At 53.6% G+C, this 15,125-nt stretch carries 15 protein-coding genes and 1 tRNA gene; 5 read left to right on the top strand and 11 right to left on the bottom strand.

Annotated features, from left to right (window positions below; translation table 11 throughout):
* Position 1: 1 nt before the first annotated feature.
* From asd to H8S44_RS04715, 5 genes are all read right to left on the bottom strand, one after another.
* Positions 2-1,087: an aspartate-semialdehyde dehydrogenase gene (asd, locus tag H8S44_RS04735; RefSeq protein WP_186873051.1), complete on the bottom strand. Its 1,086-nt coding sequence runs from the start codon at positions 1,085-1,087 to the stop codon at positions 2-4.
* Positions 1,088-1,162: 75 nt separating this feature from the next.
* A complete protein-coding gene (locus H8S44_RS04730; protein WP_186873052.1) occupies positions 1,163-1,351 on the bottom strand; it encodes a hypothetical protein in 189 nt (62 codons plus the stop codon).
* Positions 1,352-1,491: 140 nt separating this feature from the next.
* The gene (locus H8S44_RS04725) at positions 1,492-2,421 is read right to left on the bottom strand and encodes a DUF6092 family protein (protein WP_186873053.1); all 930 of its coding nucleotides are present in this window, start codon (positions 2,419-2,421) and stop codon (positions 1,492-1,494) included.
* Between the two features lie 34 nt (positions 2,422-2,455).
* Positions 2,456-3,406 carry an AEC family transporter gene (locus H8S44_RS04720; protein WP_186873054.1) on the bottom strand — a complete coding sequence of 317 codons (951 nt, stop codon included), beginning with the start codon at positions 3,404-3,406 and terminating at the stop codon, positions 2,456-2,458.
* A gap of 123 nt (positions 3,407-3,529) precedes the next feature.
* Positions 3,530-5,212 carry an OPT/YSL family transporter gene (locus tag H8S44_RS04715; RefSeq protein WP_186873055.1) on the bottom strand — a complete coding sequence of 561 codons (1,683 nt, stop codon included), beginning with the start codon at positions 5,210-5,212 and terminating at the stop codon, positions 3,530-3,532.
* Positions 5,213-5,463: 251 nt separating this feature from the next.
* Between H8S44_RS04715 and H8S44_RS04710 the strand changes: the two genes are divergently transcribed.
* The 5 genes from H8S44_RS04710 to H8S44_RS04690 all read left to right on the top strand — a co-directional run bounded on the left by H8S44_RS04710 (position 5,464) and on the right by H8S44_RS04690 (position 10,133).
* Complete coding sequence (locus H8S44_RS04710; protein WP_178039769.1) at positions 5,464-6,402, top strand: DUF1177 domain-containing protein; 939 nt, start codon at positions 5,464-5,466, stop codon at positions 6,400-6,402.
* A gap of 266 nt (positions 6,403-6,668) precedes the next feature.
* Positions 6,669-7,343 carry an AroM family protein gene (locus tag H8S44_RS04705; RefSeq protein ID WP_158363349.1) on the top strand — a complete coding sequence of 225 codons (675 nt, stop codon included), beginning with the start codon at positions 6,669-6,671 and terminating at the stop codon, positions 7,341-7,343.
* A 59-nt stretch (positions 7,344-7,402) separates the two neighbouring features.
* A complete protein-coding gene (locus tag H8S44_RS04700) occupies positions 7,403-8,344 on the top strand; it encodes an aminopeptidase (RefSeq protein WP_158363348.1) in 942 nt (313 codons plus the stop codon).
* Between the two features lie 22 nt (positions 8,345-8,366).
* A complete protein-coding gene (locus tag H8S44_RS04695; protein WP_186873056.1) occupies positions 8,367-9,023 on the top strand; it encodes an aspartate/glutamate racemase family protein in 657 nt (218 codons plus the stop codon).
* A gap of 27 nt (positions 9,024-9,050) precedes the next feature.
* Positions 9,051-10,133: a DUF917 domain-containing protein gene (locus H8S44_RS04690; protein ID WP_186873057.1), complete on the top strand. Its 1,083-nt coding sequence runs from the start codon at positions 9,051-9,053 to the stop codon at positions 10,131-10,133.
* Between the two features lie 94 nt (positions 10,134-10,227).
* On the opposite strand, the gene H8S44_RS04685 is transcribed toward H8S44_RS04690, so the two are convergent.
* The 6 genes from H8S44_RS04685 to H8S44_RS04660 all read right to left on the bottom strand — a co-directional run bounded on the left by H8S44_RS04685 (position 10,228) and on the right by H8S44_RS04660 (position 15,118).
* On the bottom strand, positions 10,228-11,247 hold the full coding sequence (locus tag H8S44_RS04685) for a zinc-dependent alcohol dehydrogenase (protein WP_186873058.1): 1,020 nt from the start codon (positions 11,245-11,247) through the stop codon (positions 10,228-10,230).
* Between the two features lie 13 nt (positions 11,248-11,260).
* Complete coding sequence (locus tag H8S44_RS04680) at positions 11,261-11,956, bottom strand: TetR/AcrR family transcriptional regulator (RefSeq protein ID WP_186873059.1); 696 nt, start codon at positions 11,954-11,956, stop codon at positions 11,261-11,263.
* Positions 11,957-12,317: 361 nt separating this feature from the next.
* Positions 12,318-12,390 (bottom strand) — tRNA-Gly (locus H8S44_RS04675).
* A gap of 132 nt (positions 12,391-12,522) precedes the next feature.
* A complete protein-coding gene (locus tag H8S44_RS04670) occupies positions 12,523-13,170 on the bottom strand; it encodes an epoxyqueuosine reductase QueH (protein WP_186873060.1) in 648 nt (215 codons plus the stop codon).
* 15 nt (positions 13,171-13,185) lie between these two features.
* The gene (locus H8S44_RS04665; RefSeq protein ID WP_186873061.1) at positions 13,186-14,016 is read right to left on the bottom strand and encodes a M15 family metallopeptidase; all 831 of its coding nucleotides are present in this window, start codon (positions 14,014-14,016) and stop codon (positions 13,186-13,188) included.
* A gap of 67 nt (positions 14,017-14,083) precedes the next feature.
* Positions 14,084-15,118, bottom strand: a complete 1,035-nt coding sequence (locus H8S44_RS04660; RefSeq protein ID WP_408609365.1) for an XdhC family protein — start codon at positions 15,116-15,118, stop codon at positions 14,084-14,086.
* Positions 15,119-15,125 lie beyond the last annotated feature (7 nt).

Below are 15,125 nucleotides of genomic sequence, written 5' to 3'. Positions count from 1 at the left end.
GTTATTTTGCCTCGATAAATCCCTTTGCCTTCAGAAGCTCTGCGCAGAGAACGGCTCCGCCTGCTGCGCCGCGGACGGTATTATGGGACAGACCTACGAACTTCCAGTCGTATACGGTATCCTCACGGAGTCTTCCGATGGATACGCCCATGCCTCTCTCATAGTCCACATCCAGAGCTACCTGGGGACGGTTGTCCTCGGTCATATACTGGATAAACTGCTTCGGCGCGCTGGGAAGTCCAAGCTCCTGGGGCGCGCCCCTGAAGCTCTCCAGCTTCTCGATGAGCTGCTCCTTGGTGGGTTTCCTGCGGAACTTCACGAATACCGCTGCAGTATGGCCGTTCAGAACCGGAACACGGATACACTGGCAGGTGATCACCGGCTCCTTGGCCAGCTTGATCTCGCCGTCCTCATATTTACCAAGTACGCGAAGGGGCTCCTTCTCACTCTTCTCTTCCTCGCCGCCGATATAGGGAATAATATTTCCCACCATCTCCGGCCAGTCCTTAAAGGTCTTTCCTGCGCCGGAAATCGCCTGATAGGTGGTAGCCACTACCTCGTAGGGCTCAAACTCCTCCCACGCCTTCAGGGCCGGAGTGTAGGACTGGATGGAACAGTTCGGTTTTACAGCGATGAAGCCGCGCTTGGTACCCAGACGCTCCTTCTGCTTTGCGATAATGTCTGTATGATCGGAGTTGATCTCCGGGATGATCATGGGAACATCCGGGGTCCAGCGGTGTGCGCTGTTATTGGACACTACCGGTGTCTCGGTCTTCGCGTAGTCTTCCTCGATGGCACGAATCTCATCCTTGGTCATATCTACGGCACTGAATACAAAATCCACGCTGGCAGCTACTTTCTCCACCTCGTTCACGTTCATCACGACGATATCCTTTACAGCCTCCGGCATAGGAGTCGTCATCTTCCAGCGATCGCCCACCGCGTCCTCATATCTCTTTCCTGCGCTTCTGGGACTTGCCGCGATGGTCACCACCTCAAACCAGGGATGATTCTCAAGCAAAGAAATAAATCTCTGTCCTACCATTCCGGTACCGCCCAGGATACCGACTTTAAGCTTTTCACTCATTTTTCATACTCTCCTCTGTAGAATGTCTTTTTTCTGCGGACATTTGTATGTCTTTCAAAATACTACCGCAATTTTTCAGAAATTGCAAGTACTTTTTTCCTGCGGCTTCTTCACCGGAGTATTCAGTACCGCCCTGCCTTCGTTCAGAAGTACCCGGTAAATGCCGTCTGCTTCTATCGCAGCGCCTGCCGGAAGCTCCTTCGGAAGACTGAAAGAAATCCGAAGCTTTCCGTCCGCGTCGGTCGTAAGCGGATTCTTTTCCACACCCGCTTCATAAATATCTCTCCAAAGTATCTTTATTTGTAACCCCTGTGGAAATTTTACAATACCGTTACTGTACAGTCAAATATTTTGGGGCCATTTATTGCTTTTTTTCCGTTTTTCTTACATGTTTTAGCATTTTTCTACAAAAGCTCCGTAGCCTTGGCTGCCGCCTCCTGAAGCATCTCGCAGAAGCCCTCCGGATCCGTCATGTTCCTGCCCTTTCCTGCATCGATGAGAGCGGTCAGTTCCCCGAATACTTCTCCGCCGTAGGCGGCGCTCAGCATTCCGGCCAGTCTCCGGGAGGACTCGATGAGCCGCAGGGGACCGTACATATGGGGTTCCCCGGGCAGACCTGCCGCGCTGGTGATCATATAGATCAGAAGATCCTGCAGCTCTTTTTTATCAAAACGCAGCGTCTCTGTCTGCTGCGCCTGCGCGCCTCCCGTTCGGGCTGCAGCCGCCTGATTTCCGACTGCTTTTTTATCGTTTTCCGGTTTCCGCGCTTTCGCAGGCTCTTCCTCCGGGGTTCTATCCGCGGTACTCTTCTCCGGCTCCTCCCAGGCGTTCCAGAACAGCACGTCCTCCATGGGCTTCCGTCTGGGCGTCCGGGGTTCTCCCTCGGGCCATCCCAAGGAAATCAGTATCTCCAGCCGCATGGTATCCGGCAGGTTCAAAAGCTTATGTACTGCCTTATCGTTGTAGCTTTTGATGGCGCAGGTGCCCAGGCCCAGATCTGCCGCCTTCAGCATCAGATTCTCCGCCGCCATGGACGCGTCCATCATCAGGCCGTAGACCAGACTGTTTTTACTGCCCCGGCGCTCCACCTCGGCCAGATCGCTGGCGATGGCAATGATCACCGGAGGATGCCCCGAGAGACCCGGGCTGAAGGAATCGATCTCCCGCACCAGGGTGGGATCGTCCGCCACGAAGAACCGCCAGGCCTGCAGATTGCTGGCTGTGGGAGCCAGGGCCGCCGCCTCTATCAGTTCTGTCAAGAGCTCCCGGGATACCGGTTTATCCGAAAACTTCCGGATACTTCTTCGCTTTTTGATTACTTCTGTCAGTTCCATATGATTTTCCTCCTATATATATGTGCGTGTGTTTCTACTGAAACAGGGCCGACGCCAGGAACAGCAGCGGGATAGTCACCATACAGCAGATGGTGGTTACAAAAACTGCCGTGGAAGCGTAATCCTCGTCCAGTCCGTACTGGTTGGCGATCATACAGCTGGTGGTCATGGAGGGCGCGCCTGCGATGAGCATCAGCACCACCCGCTCCGTCTCCGGCAGGAACGGTCCGGTCAGAATATAAATAAGCAGCGGCACCGCGAAAAGCTTGGTCAGTACCAGCATCCACAGGGTCTTCAGACAGTGGAGGCTTCCCTTCTTCAGAAAACAAATGGTGCAGCCCACATAGATCAGCCCCAGGCTGTAACTGATATTTCCCACATTGTTGCAGACCTCCAGCACCGGATTCGGCAGGGTCACAGAAAGGGAATTCAGGGTGAGAATCAGAACGATGGACACCAGAATCGGATTAAACAGCCGCTTCGTCAGGATCCGATACCAGGGCTCGCCGTCCTTCTCGATCCCTCTTGTGAAAAAGTAAAGGCCCAGGGTCCACACCATCATGGTATCGATGGCGGAACAAATGGGAATATACTGCTGTCCGTTCTCCGGTGTGTACAGGGCCATCAGAATGGGAATCACTACGAATCCGTAGTTTCCGCCCACCATGCAGCCCACATGTACATTGGAGGTGGGGGACTGGATCCGGGCCAGCTTCACGCAGAGAAGGCCCACCGCCGCCAACAGCACATAACCTGCCATCTGGCAGAGTACGATGCCGTGGAAGCCCGCCAGATCCACCCAAGTGGTCCCCCTCTGACACAATAGCGACACGGTCAGACAGGGAAGTACTACCTTAATTAAAAAGGCGGACAGGGACGGCAGACAGTTCTTCGGAAAGATCCCCAGCTTTGAAATCGTAAATCCCAGCACAATCAGCAGAAAGAAGCTGACGAGCTTGGGCGCAATGATAATAAAATAATCCATGTTTTCTTTCCTCGTGGGAAAAGCCCTGTTTACAGAAAAGGGAACCCGTCCGATCTACGGACTGGATTCCCTTTTTCTTTCTATCAGGCTTTTACTTTCTTACTTATGTAATCGCAATGCCTATCAGTCTTTCTTTCCTACCAGTCCCAGAGTAGCGGTGAAGAAGCTGTAGATAGCAGCTCCTGCCAGTGCGCCTGCGCCCAGGATGTTGAGGGTCTGCTCGTTCTCTTTGTTTGCGCGAACAGCAACCAGACGGATAATCAGACCGGCTGCGATGGTCAGACCGTTGATGATATTACCTACCAGAAGTCCGGTAGCGAACAGGATACCCAGCTGACGTTTTCCGCCAAGAATCTGGATGATAGCGCCCGGGATAGCCCAGATAAGAAGCCATTTTGCGATTTCTCCGCTTGCTCCCGCGTCAATGGTAGCTACGAAGGTATTGGATACTGCTACAAACAGTCCCTGTCCGAAGTACTTATTTGCGAAGAAGGCAACCATTACAAATGCTACGGCAAAGCCCATGAGCTCTGCAAAGAACTGCTGCTTACGTCCCTCTTTCTCCAGCTCCGGATTTGCTCCGTTTCCTCTTAAGATGTAGCCGCACTTCAGGTCGTACGCCATATCAGAGAAGCAGGGGCCGGTAGCTGCGGTAAAGCCTACCAGCAGGCCGAGAGCCAGTGCCGGGAAACCAAGAAGCATGCCGACAATCAGGAAAATCAGGGCAGTAGCGAATCCCGGGAACCATCCGGAATACATGGCGGAGATACCTACGATCAGCTCGGACGCCTCAGCAGCGAATGCCGCGAAGATCAACCAGAGGATGAACTGCGGTACGCTCATCTGTGTGATGATGCCGCCTACGACTGCCAGGAACAGAGCGATGACCAGGTATGCGCCGAAGCCCACGCCCAGGGTCTTCTTCATATGCTCGTTGCTTACCACATTGGTGGTATCCACTGCCTTGGCACCCTTGCTCTTCTTGAACAGGGCGATACCGCACTGTACCAGGGAAATGATACCCGCGCCGATCATAACGCCGTGCGCCATATACTGCAGCGGAAGGTGGTCTGTATATACAAAGCCCTCGCCAAATGCATTGGTTACGAAATTAAACGCGTGTCCGAAGATAGAGAAGGAGAAACCGTTTACCTTCAGGACGCCGATCACCAGGGAACCTGCTGCCAAAGCGGCCATGGCTCCGAAATCACCAAACCAGGATACTCCCAGAAGGTCCATGGGAAGTCCTGCTACCTTACCTATCCAGCCAAGACCGATACCGACCAGAAGAAGGACTGCCTTCTTACCTTTCTCGATAACTGCCAGGATGGAATCTGCCGCTGCCACTCCGGGCGGCCATGCGCCTTCTGCCGGGAACATCTCAGATCCGAAGCAGTTGTAAAGGATGGTCGCGTCTACGCAGGTAGCCAGCATCACGCCGATCAGCATGGGAAACATCAGCTCGGAATGTCCCATGATAACCGGAATACCGATGGGAAGGATCATGCAGTTCGCAGCGGAGAATGTAGCTGCGGAAATGGATGTCTGTAAAAGATTCTGTCTGTGAATGCTGCGGTACTTTCTTAAGAAAGCCACCGGAATTCTGGAAAGAAGAATGGCAAACAGTGCTCCGATGATGGAGGTGTTCGGGGTTACTCCTGTGCGGACAATCAGCTCCAGACCGATGATACATCCTACGACTGCAAGAGGAATTCCCAGAATCATTACCTGGGGATCCCATGCCTTCGGATGCTCGGCTGCTGAAATTGACTGCTGCTTTTTCAGTTCAGGATTTTCATTTGTCATATTATCAGCTTCCTTTCTAATACAAAAGCTATGACACAGGCATCCCGTTCCTATGCCCGTTCATAGCTCGTGATATTTATTATCATACTCTCACTTTCCAGCTGTGTCAAGTTAAAGTGTTAATATTTCTTAAACTTTCTTAATTTTTCGTAAATTTTCGGGAAATTTGTCTTTCTTTCCAAAACAGTTGCTTTTCCATAGGAAATGAGGTATGATTTATCTTAATATAAATTACTTTAGGAGGAAACACCATGCTTATTAAACAGGTTATGGAAGTATTTGACGTACTTGACAGCAGTACGGTAGACGGCGCGGCTGTTAAAAAATATCTGCAGTCCGTAAATCCCGAGGCCAATGTGGAGGTTTATCCGCTGGAAGGCCCGAAGGGCAGCACCGATATGGTAAAGGTCCGGATCCCGGGTACCAACGGTAAGTCCAAGGGCGGTTCCGCTCCCACCATCGGTCTTCTGGGACGTCTGGGCGGCATCGGCGCGCGTCCTGAAATGATCGGCTTCGTATCCGACGGCGACGGCGCTCTCTGTGCTCTGGCTGTGGCAGCCAAGCTTCTGGATATGCAGACCAAGGGTGACTATCTGGAGGGCGACGTATTCGTTTCCACTCAGATCTGCCCCCACGCTCCCACCGCTCCCCATAAGCCGGTTCCCTTCATGGGCTCCCCGGTGGAGATGTCTCAGGTGAATAAGGAAGAGGTCAGCCCCGAGCTGGACGCTATCCTGACCGTAGACACCACCAAGGGCAACCGTGTCATCAACACCAGAGGCTTCGCTATCTCCAACACCGTAAAAGAGGGCTGGATCCTTCGCGTATCCGAGGATCTGCTGGAGATCATGCAGCGTACCACCGGCCAGCTGCCCTATGTATTCCCGCTGAGCATGCAGGATATCACACCTTACGGCAATGACGTATACCATCTGAACAGCATTCTGCAGCCCTGCACCGCTACCAAGGCGCCGGTCGTAGGCGTGGCTATCACCACCGAGACCATGGTTCCGGGCTGTGCTACAGGCTCCAGTCACTTTGCAGACGTGGAAGAGGCTGCACGCTACATGATGGAGGTTGCCAAGTCCTTCGGCCGCGGCGAGGCAAGCTTCTATGATGAAAAGGAATACGAACGTCTGGTGAAGCTGTACGGCAGAATGGATCAGCTTCAGACTCTCGGAAACGAATAGATTATTTTGCACGCGAGGAGGCGGCCGCATACTCTGCGGCTGCCTTTGTTCTGGAATAGGAAATTCCGATAGAATTCCCTATTCCAGAAAAGCAAGCAAAGCTTGCAAAGATGCGCACTCGGCGCAGTGGTAGATGGTTGCCAAGGCAACCGCGCCTCGGCGCGAGAATGTGCCAACGGCACATTCTTTTTTATGTAATAGAAAATTTCACTGGGTTCTCCTGTTACAGAACCGTTTATCACATTTTATTTGGAAAGGATGATCTTATGAAAATCGGAGCAATCACCATCGGACAGGCCCCCAGAGTGGACGTGACCTGTGACATCATGGATATCTTCGGCGGCAAGATTGAGCTGCTGCAGCGGGGCGGCCTGGATGGTCTGACCCGTGAAGAAATTGAGAAGTTCAAACCGGAGGGCGACGACTATGTACTGGTATCCAGACTTACAGACGGCTCTTCCGTCACCTTCGCCGAAAAGTACATTCTCGGCAATCTTCAGAAGGGCATCGATGCGCTGGAGGCCGCAGGCGTGAAGCTTATCATGGTATTCTGTACCGGAAGCTTTCCGGAAAGTCTGACCTCTCATGTCCCCATGGTCTTCCCCTGTGACATTCTGCATAAAGTCGTGCCTCTTCTGACCCGCACCTCCCATATTGCCGCTGTCACACCGTCTCCGCTCCAGTTAGAGCAGAATAACCAGAAATGGAGCGGCTATGTGAAAGAGTGTACCAGTGTGGCTGCTTCCCCCTACGGTGAGTGGTCGGATCTGGAAAAGGCAGCCGAGGAAATCAGCCACATGGACGACGTGGACTTGGTAGTTCTGGACTGCATCGGCTTCACCCAGAAGATGAAGGAAATGTTCGCCGAAAAGACCGGCAAGACCGTGGTTCTGCCCCGTACCCTGCTGGCCCGGGTGATTTCCGAAGTAACCGACGTCTAAAACATGATTTTCTATGTCATACCATTTATAATAGGTAATTACACAAAGGAGTATCTGAAATGGAACTGAAAGAAATCGCAAAAAATGTCATGGTATCCTGCCTGGCTGTAAAGCCCACCGAGGATGTACTGATTATCACCGACGACAGCCGCCTCACCATCGGCACCGCGCTCTACGAGGGAGCCAAGGAGCTGGGCTGCGAGGCTCTGCTGATGGTTATGAAGGAGCGCGAGCTCTCCGGCGAGGAGCCGCCCCGTACCGTAGCGGAGGCCATGAAGGCCGCAGACGTGGTGATCTGCCCCACCGCCAAGTCCCTGACCCACACCAACGCAAAGATCGAGGCTCAGAAGACCGGCACCCGCGTGGCTACCATGCCCGGCATCACCGAGGAGATGTTCGGCGCAGGCGCCATGACTGCGGATTACGACGAGGTCCTGAAGCTCACCGGCAAGGTAACTGAACTTCTCACGAAAGCAAAGAAGGCTGTCATCCAGAAGGACGGCTGCACCCTGACCCTGAACTTGGATGGCCGTGACGGCGTGCCCAGCCCGGGCGTATACCGGGAAGCCGGCCAGTGCGGCAACCTGCCCTCCGGCGAGGCTTACATTGCTCCCCTGGAGGACGGCGTCAACGGTGAAATGATCGTGGACGGCTCCATGGTCGGCATCGGCAAGCTGGACGCTCCCCTGAAGTTCGTGATCAAAGACGGCAAGCTTCAGTCCATCACTGGCGAGAAGAGCGAGATGTTAGATGTCCTTCTGGCCAATGAGAACAACAGCACCGTAGCGGAGCTGGGTATCGGCACCAATGAGGCTGCTATCCTGAACGGCATTATCCTGGAGGATGAGAAGGTGTACGGCACTGTGCATGTGGCCTTCGGTACCAATACTTCCTTTGGCGGCGTCAACAAGGCCGACTGCCATATGGACGGCATCATTCTGAAGCCGACCCTGTATCTGGACGATACACTGGTCATTAAAGATGGAGAATTCCAGATCTGAGAAAGACAATGAGGTGATTCGTATGGAAAAGAAACCATTTCAGGTCGGCCTGATCCGTGTGCTGACCTCTGACGATCCGCATTTCGTAGATATGCACGGCCAGATTATCATGGACCATTTTCCGGGCATCCAGATAGAAAGCCGCTGTATCCCGGACCAGTGGGAGGGCATCCACAGCCATGAGCTGGAGCTGATTGCCGTTCCGAAAATTGTAGAGCTGGCAAAAACCTTCCAGGACAAGGATATGATTATTGTGAGCTGCGCCGATGATCCGGGCGTAGCAGAGATCCGCGAGGCTCTTCCTCATATGTCCGTAACCGGCGGCGGCGAAACCACCGTTGCCCTGGCAGGCAAATACGGTGAGAAAATCGGTCTCCTGGGTATTACCGACTACGCGCCGAGAGCTTACCGCAAACTGCCCAAAGACCGTCTGGTAGCTGTGGAGAAACCGGAGGGCGTAAACAGCACGCTGGATCTGATGACCGACGAAGGCCGGAAGAACTGCGTAGCCTGCGCACGGAAAATCAAGGATATGGGCGCGGACGTCATCGCCCTGGGCTGCACCGGTCTTACCACCATCGGCATCGCAAAGCTTCTGGAGCAGGAAGTGGGACTTCCGGTCATCGACCCGGTACTGGCGGAAGGTACCTTTGCCTTCTTCGAATCTATCCGCAAATAGAACGACATCCACAGAAAGGGAACAACTATGATTTATCTGACAAAAGAATTGTGTGAACAGGCCCTGATGGGCGGCCTTCTTCTGGGAGGCGGCGGAGGCGGTACCCTTACAGCCGGAAGAGAAGCTCTGGAAGAGACCTTCAAGCACACCGATAAGCTTACCATGTTGGACGTCAGCGAACTGAAGCCCGACGATGTGGTAGTGAATGTCTCCACCCTGGGCGCGCCCTCCGCAAAGGACGTACACCTGACCGCAGAGCACTGGATGACTGCTCTGAAAAACTTTGAACTGAACTACGGCAAGAAGATCGCAGGCTTTACCTCCTGCGAAAACGGAGCCATTTCCACTGCCAACGGCTGGGTCATCTCCGCTCTCACCGGCATTCCCCTGGTGGACGCACCCAGTAACGGCCGCGCTCATCCCACCGGAACCATGGGAAGCATCGGACTGAATCTGCTGCCTGATTACCAGACCACCCAGTCCAGCTGCGGCGGCGTGGGCGCCCGCTACGTGGAAACCGTAGCAAAGGGAGCCCTGAACTCCACCTCCCATGTGATCCGCCAGAGTGCGGTGGCTGACGGCGGTATGGTAGGCGTGCTGCGTAACCCGGTGACCGCCGAGTATCTGGCAAAGAACGCGGCTGTGGGCGCCATTTCCCAGGCTCTGGATATCGGAAAGGCCTTCAGCCAGTGCAAGAACGGCACGGAGTTCGTAGCTTTCCTGGAGAAAAACTACGACGCAAAGATTCTGGCTAAGGGTAAAATCGCAAACTACGATCTGAAGATGGACGGCGGCTATGACATCGGCCATCTGGATGTGACCGGCGAAGAGGGCAGCGTAAGTTTCACCTTCTGGAATGAGTACATGCTGGCAGAGCAGAACGGCCAGCGGGTCGCTACTTTCCCGGATCTCATCTGCACTCTGGACGCAGCCACCGGCGAGGCCATCTCCACAGCCGAGGCAAAGGACGGCATGGACGCCTACGCCATCGTGATTCCCAAGGAGAAGCTGATTCTGGGCGCAGGCATGCACCAGAGAGAGCTGTTCCAGGAAGTGGAGGATCTCCTTCACAAGGACATGGTCGCATGCAATGATGGCTTGTTTGTATAGTAAATAATTTCCATTTTCCAAATCAATAGGGGCAGATTTCCAAAATTCAGATAGAATATGGAAATCTGCCCGTATTATTTTTTCAACAACTTTCTTATTCGTTCAGCATAACCGCTTTCACCGCATGCGCTTTATCCGTCAGAAATTCCATGATACCCTCCGGCGCCTTTTCCAGCGGGAAGGTATGGGTAATGAGCGGTTTTACATCTACGATTCCCGCCTTCACCAAATCCAGGCAATGGGGGAAGTAGAGAGCCGGAATCGCGTTGGAGCCCCGGATCTGCAGCTTGTTCAAATGTACAATATTGGAATCAAAGGTCACCATGGCGCCTGGGCCGTAGCTGATGCCCAGGAACGCCACAATACCTCCCACGTTTGCCACCTTTACCGCTTCGGCTATGGTGACGGGCGGTGTGGTAACCAGCACCCGGTCTACACTTCCCCGGGGGAACGGATAATCCGTCAACTCCATCTCATCGGTGAGAATTACATCGGTGGCTCCGAATTGTTTTGCCAGCTCTATCTTTTTCTGATTTGCCTTATGCTCTGCCACATAGATATTTCTTGCGCCGGATGCCTTCGCCATCTGCAGGGCCATCAGGCCGATGGCTCCGCAGCCCATCAGCAATACGTCCTGTCCCAGATGGATATCCGCAGTCAGAATCAGGTCTGCCGCCACGCCCATGGGCTCCAGGAAGCAGGCCTCCCGATCCTCCAAATCCGTAAAAGGCACGCAGAGAATCGCCGGAACAATGGTTTTCTCCGCGAAGCCCATTCCCGTATGCTCCATGGTCATATAGTTGGGACCCTTGGTATCCAGTTCCGGGCGTCCGTTCCGCGCGTAATCAGAAATGGGATCAAAGATGGAAGTTTCCACTACCACCCGGTCTCCTACTTTTACATTTTTTACGCCATGTCCGACTTTTTCTACCACGCCGGCAAATTCATGCCCAAAGGGCTGCCATTCTTCTCCGGCATAGCCCGCCAGAATCTTGTCGTGTCCACAGAATCCGCAGGCCTTTACCCCCACAAGCACTTCTCCGGCCTCCGGCTCCCGTACCTCCACCTGACGGATTTCAAATTGATTTTTCGCTTTCAGATACGCAGCTTTCATGTTATTCTCTCCTTTATGACTTTTCTCTTTTTTCGCTCCCATTTTCAGTTTTCACATAATCCAGGATCATTTCCTTCATCCGCAGCAGCTCCGGCGTGTAGTCCCGATTCGCCTCGGAGCCCCAGATAAATCCGCCCGCATAGTAGGCGCAGACGGTCATCATGGCATGCACCGTGGAGCGCATGAACTCTTCCTCCGGGATATCCGTCCGGAAAGATCCGTCCTGTTTGGCTTTCTCATACATCATGTGCAGTCTGGTGTCCACAGAATACAGAGCCTTGTGGAATTTCTCCAGCTGAGCCTCCTCACAGCTCACATGGCTCACATAATGGTTGAAGTTATCATTATAGCAAAGCAGCTCCTTATGATTCTGATACAACTCAATATAACTGTCCAAAGTGAAAATCAGTCGTCCCACCGCCGGGATCTCCCCTATGCTGCTGATGGGTCTGCTCTGATCCAGCCGGTCTAAATAATCCTTCCATATCTTGGTACAGACCGCAATCACCAGCTCCAGCTTATTGGGATAATACCGGAACAGAGTGGCCCTGCCGATCCCTGCCGCTTCGGCGATCTCTCCCATGCTCACCGCCTCGATCTTTCTCTCCACAAAGACCCGGAAGGCGGTGTTCAATATCTTTTCTCTTTTTTCGTCCTTCCGCTCTTCTCTACGATCCCGGGCGTACTCCCTGTTCTCTTTCTTTCTCATATACAATCCCTTTATTCAGTCAAATTTTATTCCCGACTATCATTGTCTTTTCATTTTACAGAAAACCGGAACTGATGTCAACATCCCGCCCGAGGTCCGGAGCAAAACGGGGCAGAATTTTCCTGGAGTGCCCCGGTTTCAACGGAAGCATTTCTATTTGGGAATCAGAAACACGAGGAAAAAAGAATGTGCCGTTGGCACATTCTCGCGCCGAGGCGCGGTTGCCTTGGCAACCATCTACCACTGCGCCGAGTGCGCATCTTTGCAAGCTCTGCTTGCTTTTATATAATAGGGAATTCTATCGGAATTTCCTATTATATAAAAAAGGAACTCTGATCTCTCAGAATTCCTTTTCCAGACGAGCGATAGACGGGGCTCGAACCCGCGGTCTCGACCTTGGCAAGGTCGCGCGTTACCAACTACGCCACTATCGCATTTGTGTTTGCTTCTTACTGAAGCAGCAACAAAACATATTATACGGGATGTTTCTCTATTTGTCAACCTTCTTTTTCATATTTTTTCATATTTTGAAAACTATTCTGTTTTTTTCCACATTTCATATAGTTTTAAATTTCTTTTACGGCGGCCTTCTGCTGCGTGCGGCGCTCCCGCATGGAGAACACACAGCCGCAGTAATCCTGCCGGTAGAGACCGTATTCCCTGGACAGCTCTGTGGAGCGCTTGTAACCGTTCCGTTTTTTGAAATCGCTGTAGAGATAGTCCACGCCATAGTCTTTCGCCAGCTGACCGCCGATCTCATTGAGCTTCTCCGCGTTCTTTAAGGGGCTGATGGACAGGGTCGTGGTAAAGTAATCGTATTTTCCGGCGCGGGCCATCTCCGCAGTTTCTGTAAGACGCAGACGGTAGCACTTAAAGCAGCGCTCCCCTCCCTCGGGAACCTGCTCCAGTCCCCGGGCCATCTCATAGAAGCGCTCCGGCTCGTAAGGCCCGTCCAGGAAGGAGATGGGATGCTCTGCGGGAAGCTGGGCAATCAGGCGCTTCTGCTCCTCCACACGCATTCCGAATTCCTCCGGCGGATAGATGTTCGGATTGTAATAAAAGACGGTGATTTCAAAATACCGGGACAGGTATTCCAGCACGTAGCTGCTGCAGGGCGCGCAGCAGCTGTGGAGCAGAAGACGGGGCACCCGGCCCTGCTGTTCCAGGCGATTGATAACTTTATCCAGTTCCTTCTGATAATTGATTCGGTTCATGTGTTCTGCTCCCTCTTATTTCATGCCCAGATACTCCTCCAGGCAGATTCCCTGCTCCATGATTTCCCTGGCGGCCTCTTTCCCCACATAGCGGTAATGCCAGGGTTCGAAGATAATCCCTGTTTCCCCGGTCTTATCCGTGGGATAGCGCAGGATAAAGCCGTAGCGCCAGCAGTTTTCCTCGAGCCATTTAGCCTCCGGCGTCTCTGCCTGCTTATCGTCCAGAAGCTGATAATCCTTTGCCACAATATCTGCCGCCAGTCCCAGGTTATGCTCGCTGGTTCCGGGGTAGGCCACAACGGTTCCCGCCTGACGATAGGCTTCCTCATAGCTTAAGCCCTCGGCCTGCAGACGGCTCACCTTATTGTTGTAAAGGTCCGTCTGCTTCTCCATGGTCCGGTAGGCCGAGCAGATCCAGAAGTCCAATCCCTGCTTCCTTCCGTCTGCCAGCATCTGCTGCAGCTCTCCCACCGCCCGGCTGTCAAAATAGTAATTATTCTCGATTTCCGACACCCGGGGACGATAGCCCTCCGCCATGGGATGCGTGGCGTTGACCAGGGTCAGCTTCCAGTCCCCGGCGCTTTCTTCCCCGTCCGGGTTATCGATTGTCCCATTGTCGTACTCAGCCGTCTGCGTCCTGTCATTTTCGGATTCTTCTGCCGCCGGTTCCGCTCCGGCTCTCGCCAGCAGACCCGTCTCTTTCTCAAATACAAGCTTCCCGCAAAGCAATCCCAGCACAAAGGCCATCAGCCAGATGGCTGCAAGAATCCGATAAAACTGCCTCTGCCGGCGGCGACGGCGGGATTCGGAACGCCCCGGTCTCTCATATACATGCTCACGCTGCATGTTCCTCACCTCTTGAAGCTCAGTATAGGTGAGGAATGTATCCGGCTTGTATCATTTTAAAATTCTTTCAGCATTTCTCCAGCAGCACCTCTATGACACCGCCGCAGACCATGCCCTCTTCCTCCGCGTCGCAGGCTGTCATGCTCACAGGAATCAGCTCCTGCCGCTTTTCCTTATCCTGCATAAGCCAGCGGGCTTTTTCCTTCACGCCCGCTTCCACACAGCCGCCGCCGATGGTTCCGGATACGGTGCCGTCCTCCAGCACCAGCATTTTGGTACCGACACTTCTTGGCGCCGAGCCCCGGCGGGCTACGATGGTACACAGCACCTTCGCCCGTGTGTCCGTCCCGTCCCCGAGAAGCTCCAACTGCTCCTCCGAGAAGCTGCTGTTCTTCTTATCTCCGTTTTTGACGGAAATGATTTCTCCCAGTATCGAGACCGCGATTTCCTCCGGCGTCTCCGCGTGAATGCTCAGTCCAATGGGTGCGTGAAGTTCCTCCACCTGTCCTGCCGGAAAGCCCTGCTCCAGCAGCTTCTTTTTCACAAGCGCCGACCGGCCCCTGCTGCCCATCATACCCAGATAGGCATAGTTCTTCCCCAGAATCTTTTCCAGGCAAATGAGATCGTAGCGGTGTCCCCGGGTCATGACGACAAAATACGTATCCTCGTCGCTGTCCACTGCGTCCAGCCCCTGTTCGAAGCTGTCGCAGATCACCCGCTTCGCTCCGGCCCGTCTGGCTCCGTCCGCAAAGTACGGGCGGTCCTCCAGAACCGTCACATCAAAGCCCAGCAGGAGAGCCATACGAAGCAGCGCCACGCCCACATGGCCCGCGCCGCAGATCACCAGCTTCTTCGCTTCTCCCAGACAGTCGCAGAATACCGTCTCCCCTGCCAGCTCCTGCTGTCCTTCGGCCCGGATTGCCCCGGCCTCCTCCCGGTGTTCTGTGAAAAAGCCCTGTCCGGTTTTCTCCCAGAGAAGCCCGTCTCCGGCAAAAAAGGCTTTTTCCCCAGCATGGGGTCCCTTTAAGACGGTCAGAATCCGTTTTTCCTTTTTATCCTTTTGTTCCTGTAAGATGCTATATAAATGACGCAAGTTTTCCACAATCCTT

The organism is Anaerosacchariphilus hominis (genome assembly GCF_014290175.1).
GTDB classification, from domain to species: domain Bacteria; phylum Bacillota; class Clostridia; order Lachnospirales; family Lachnospiraceae; genus Laedolimicola; species Laedolimicola hominis.
Note: the sequence above shows the minus strand (reverse complement) of the source record. Positions and strands in the feature narration are given on the sequence as shown.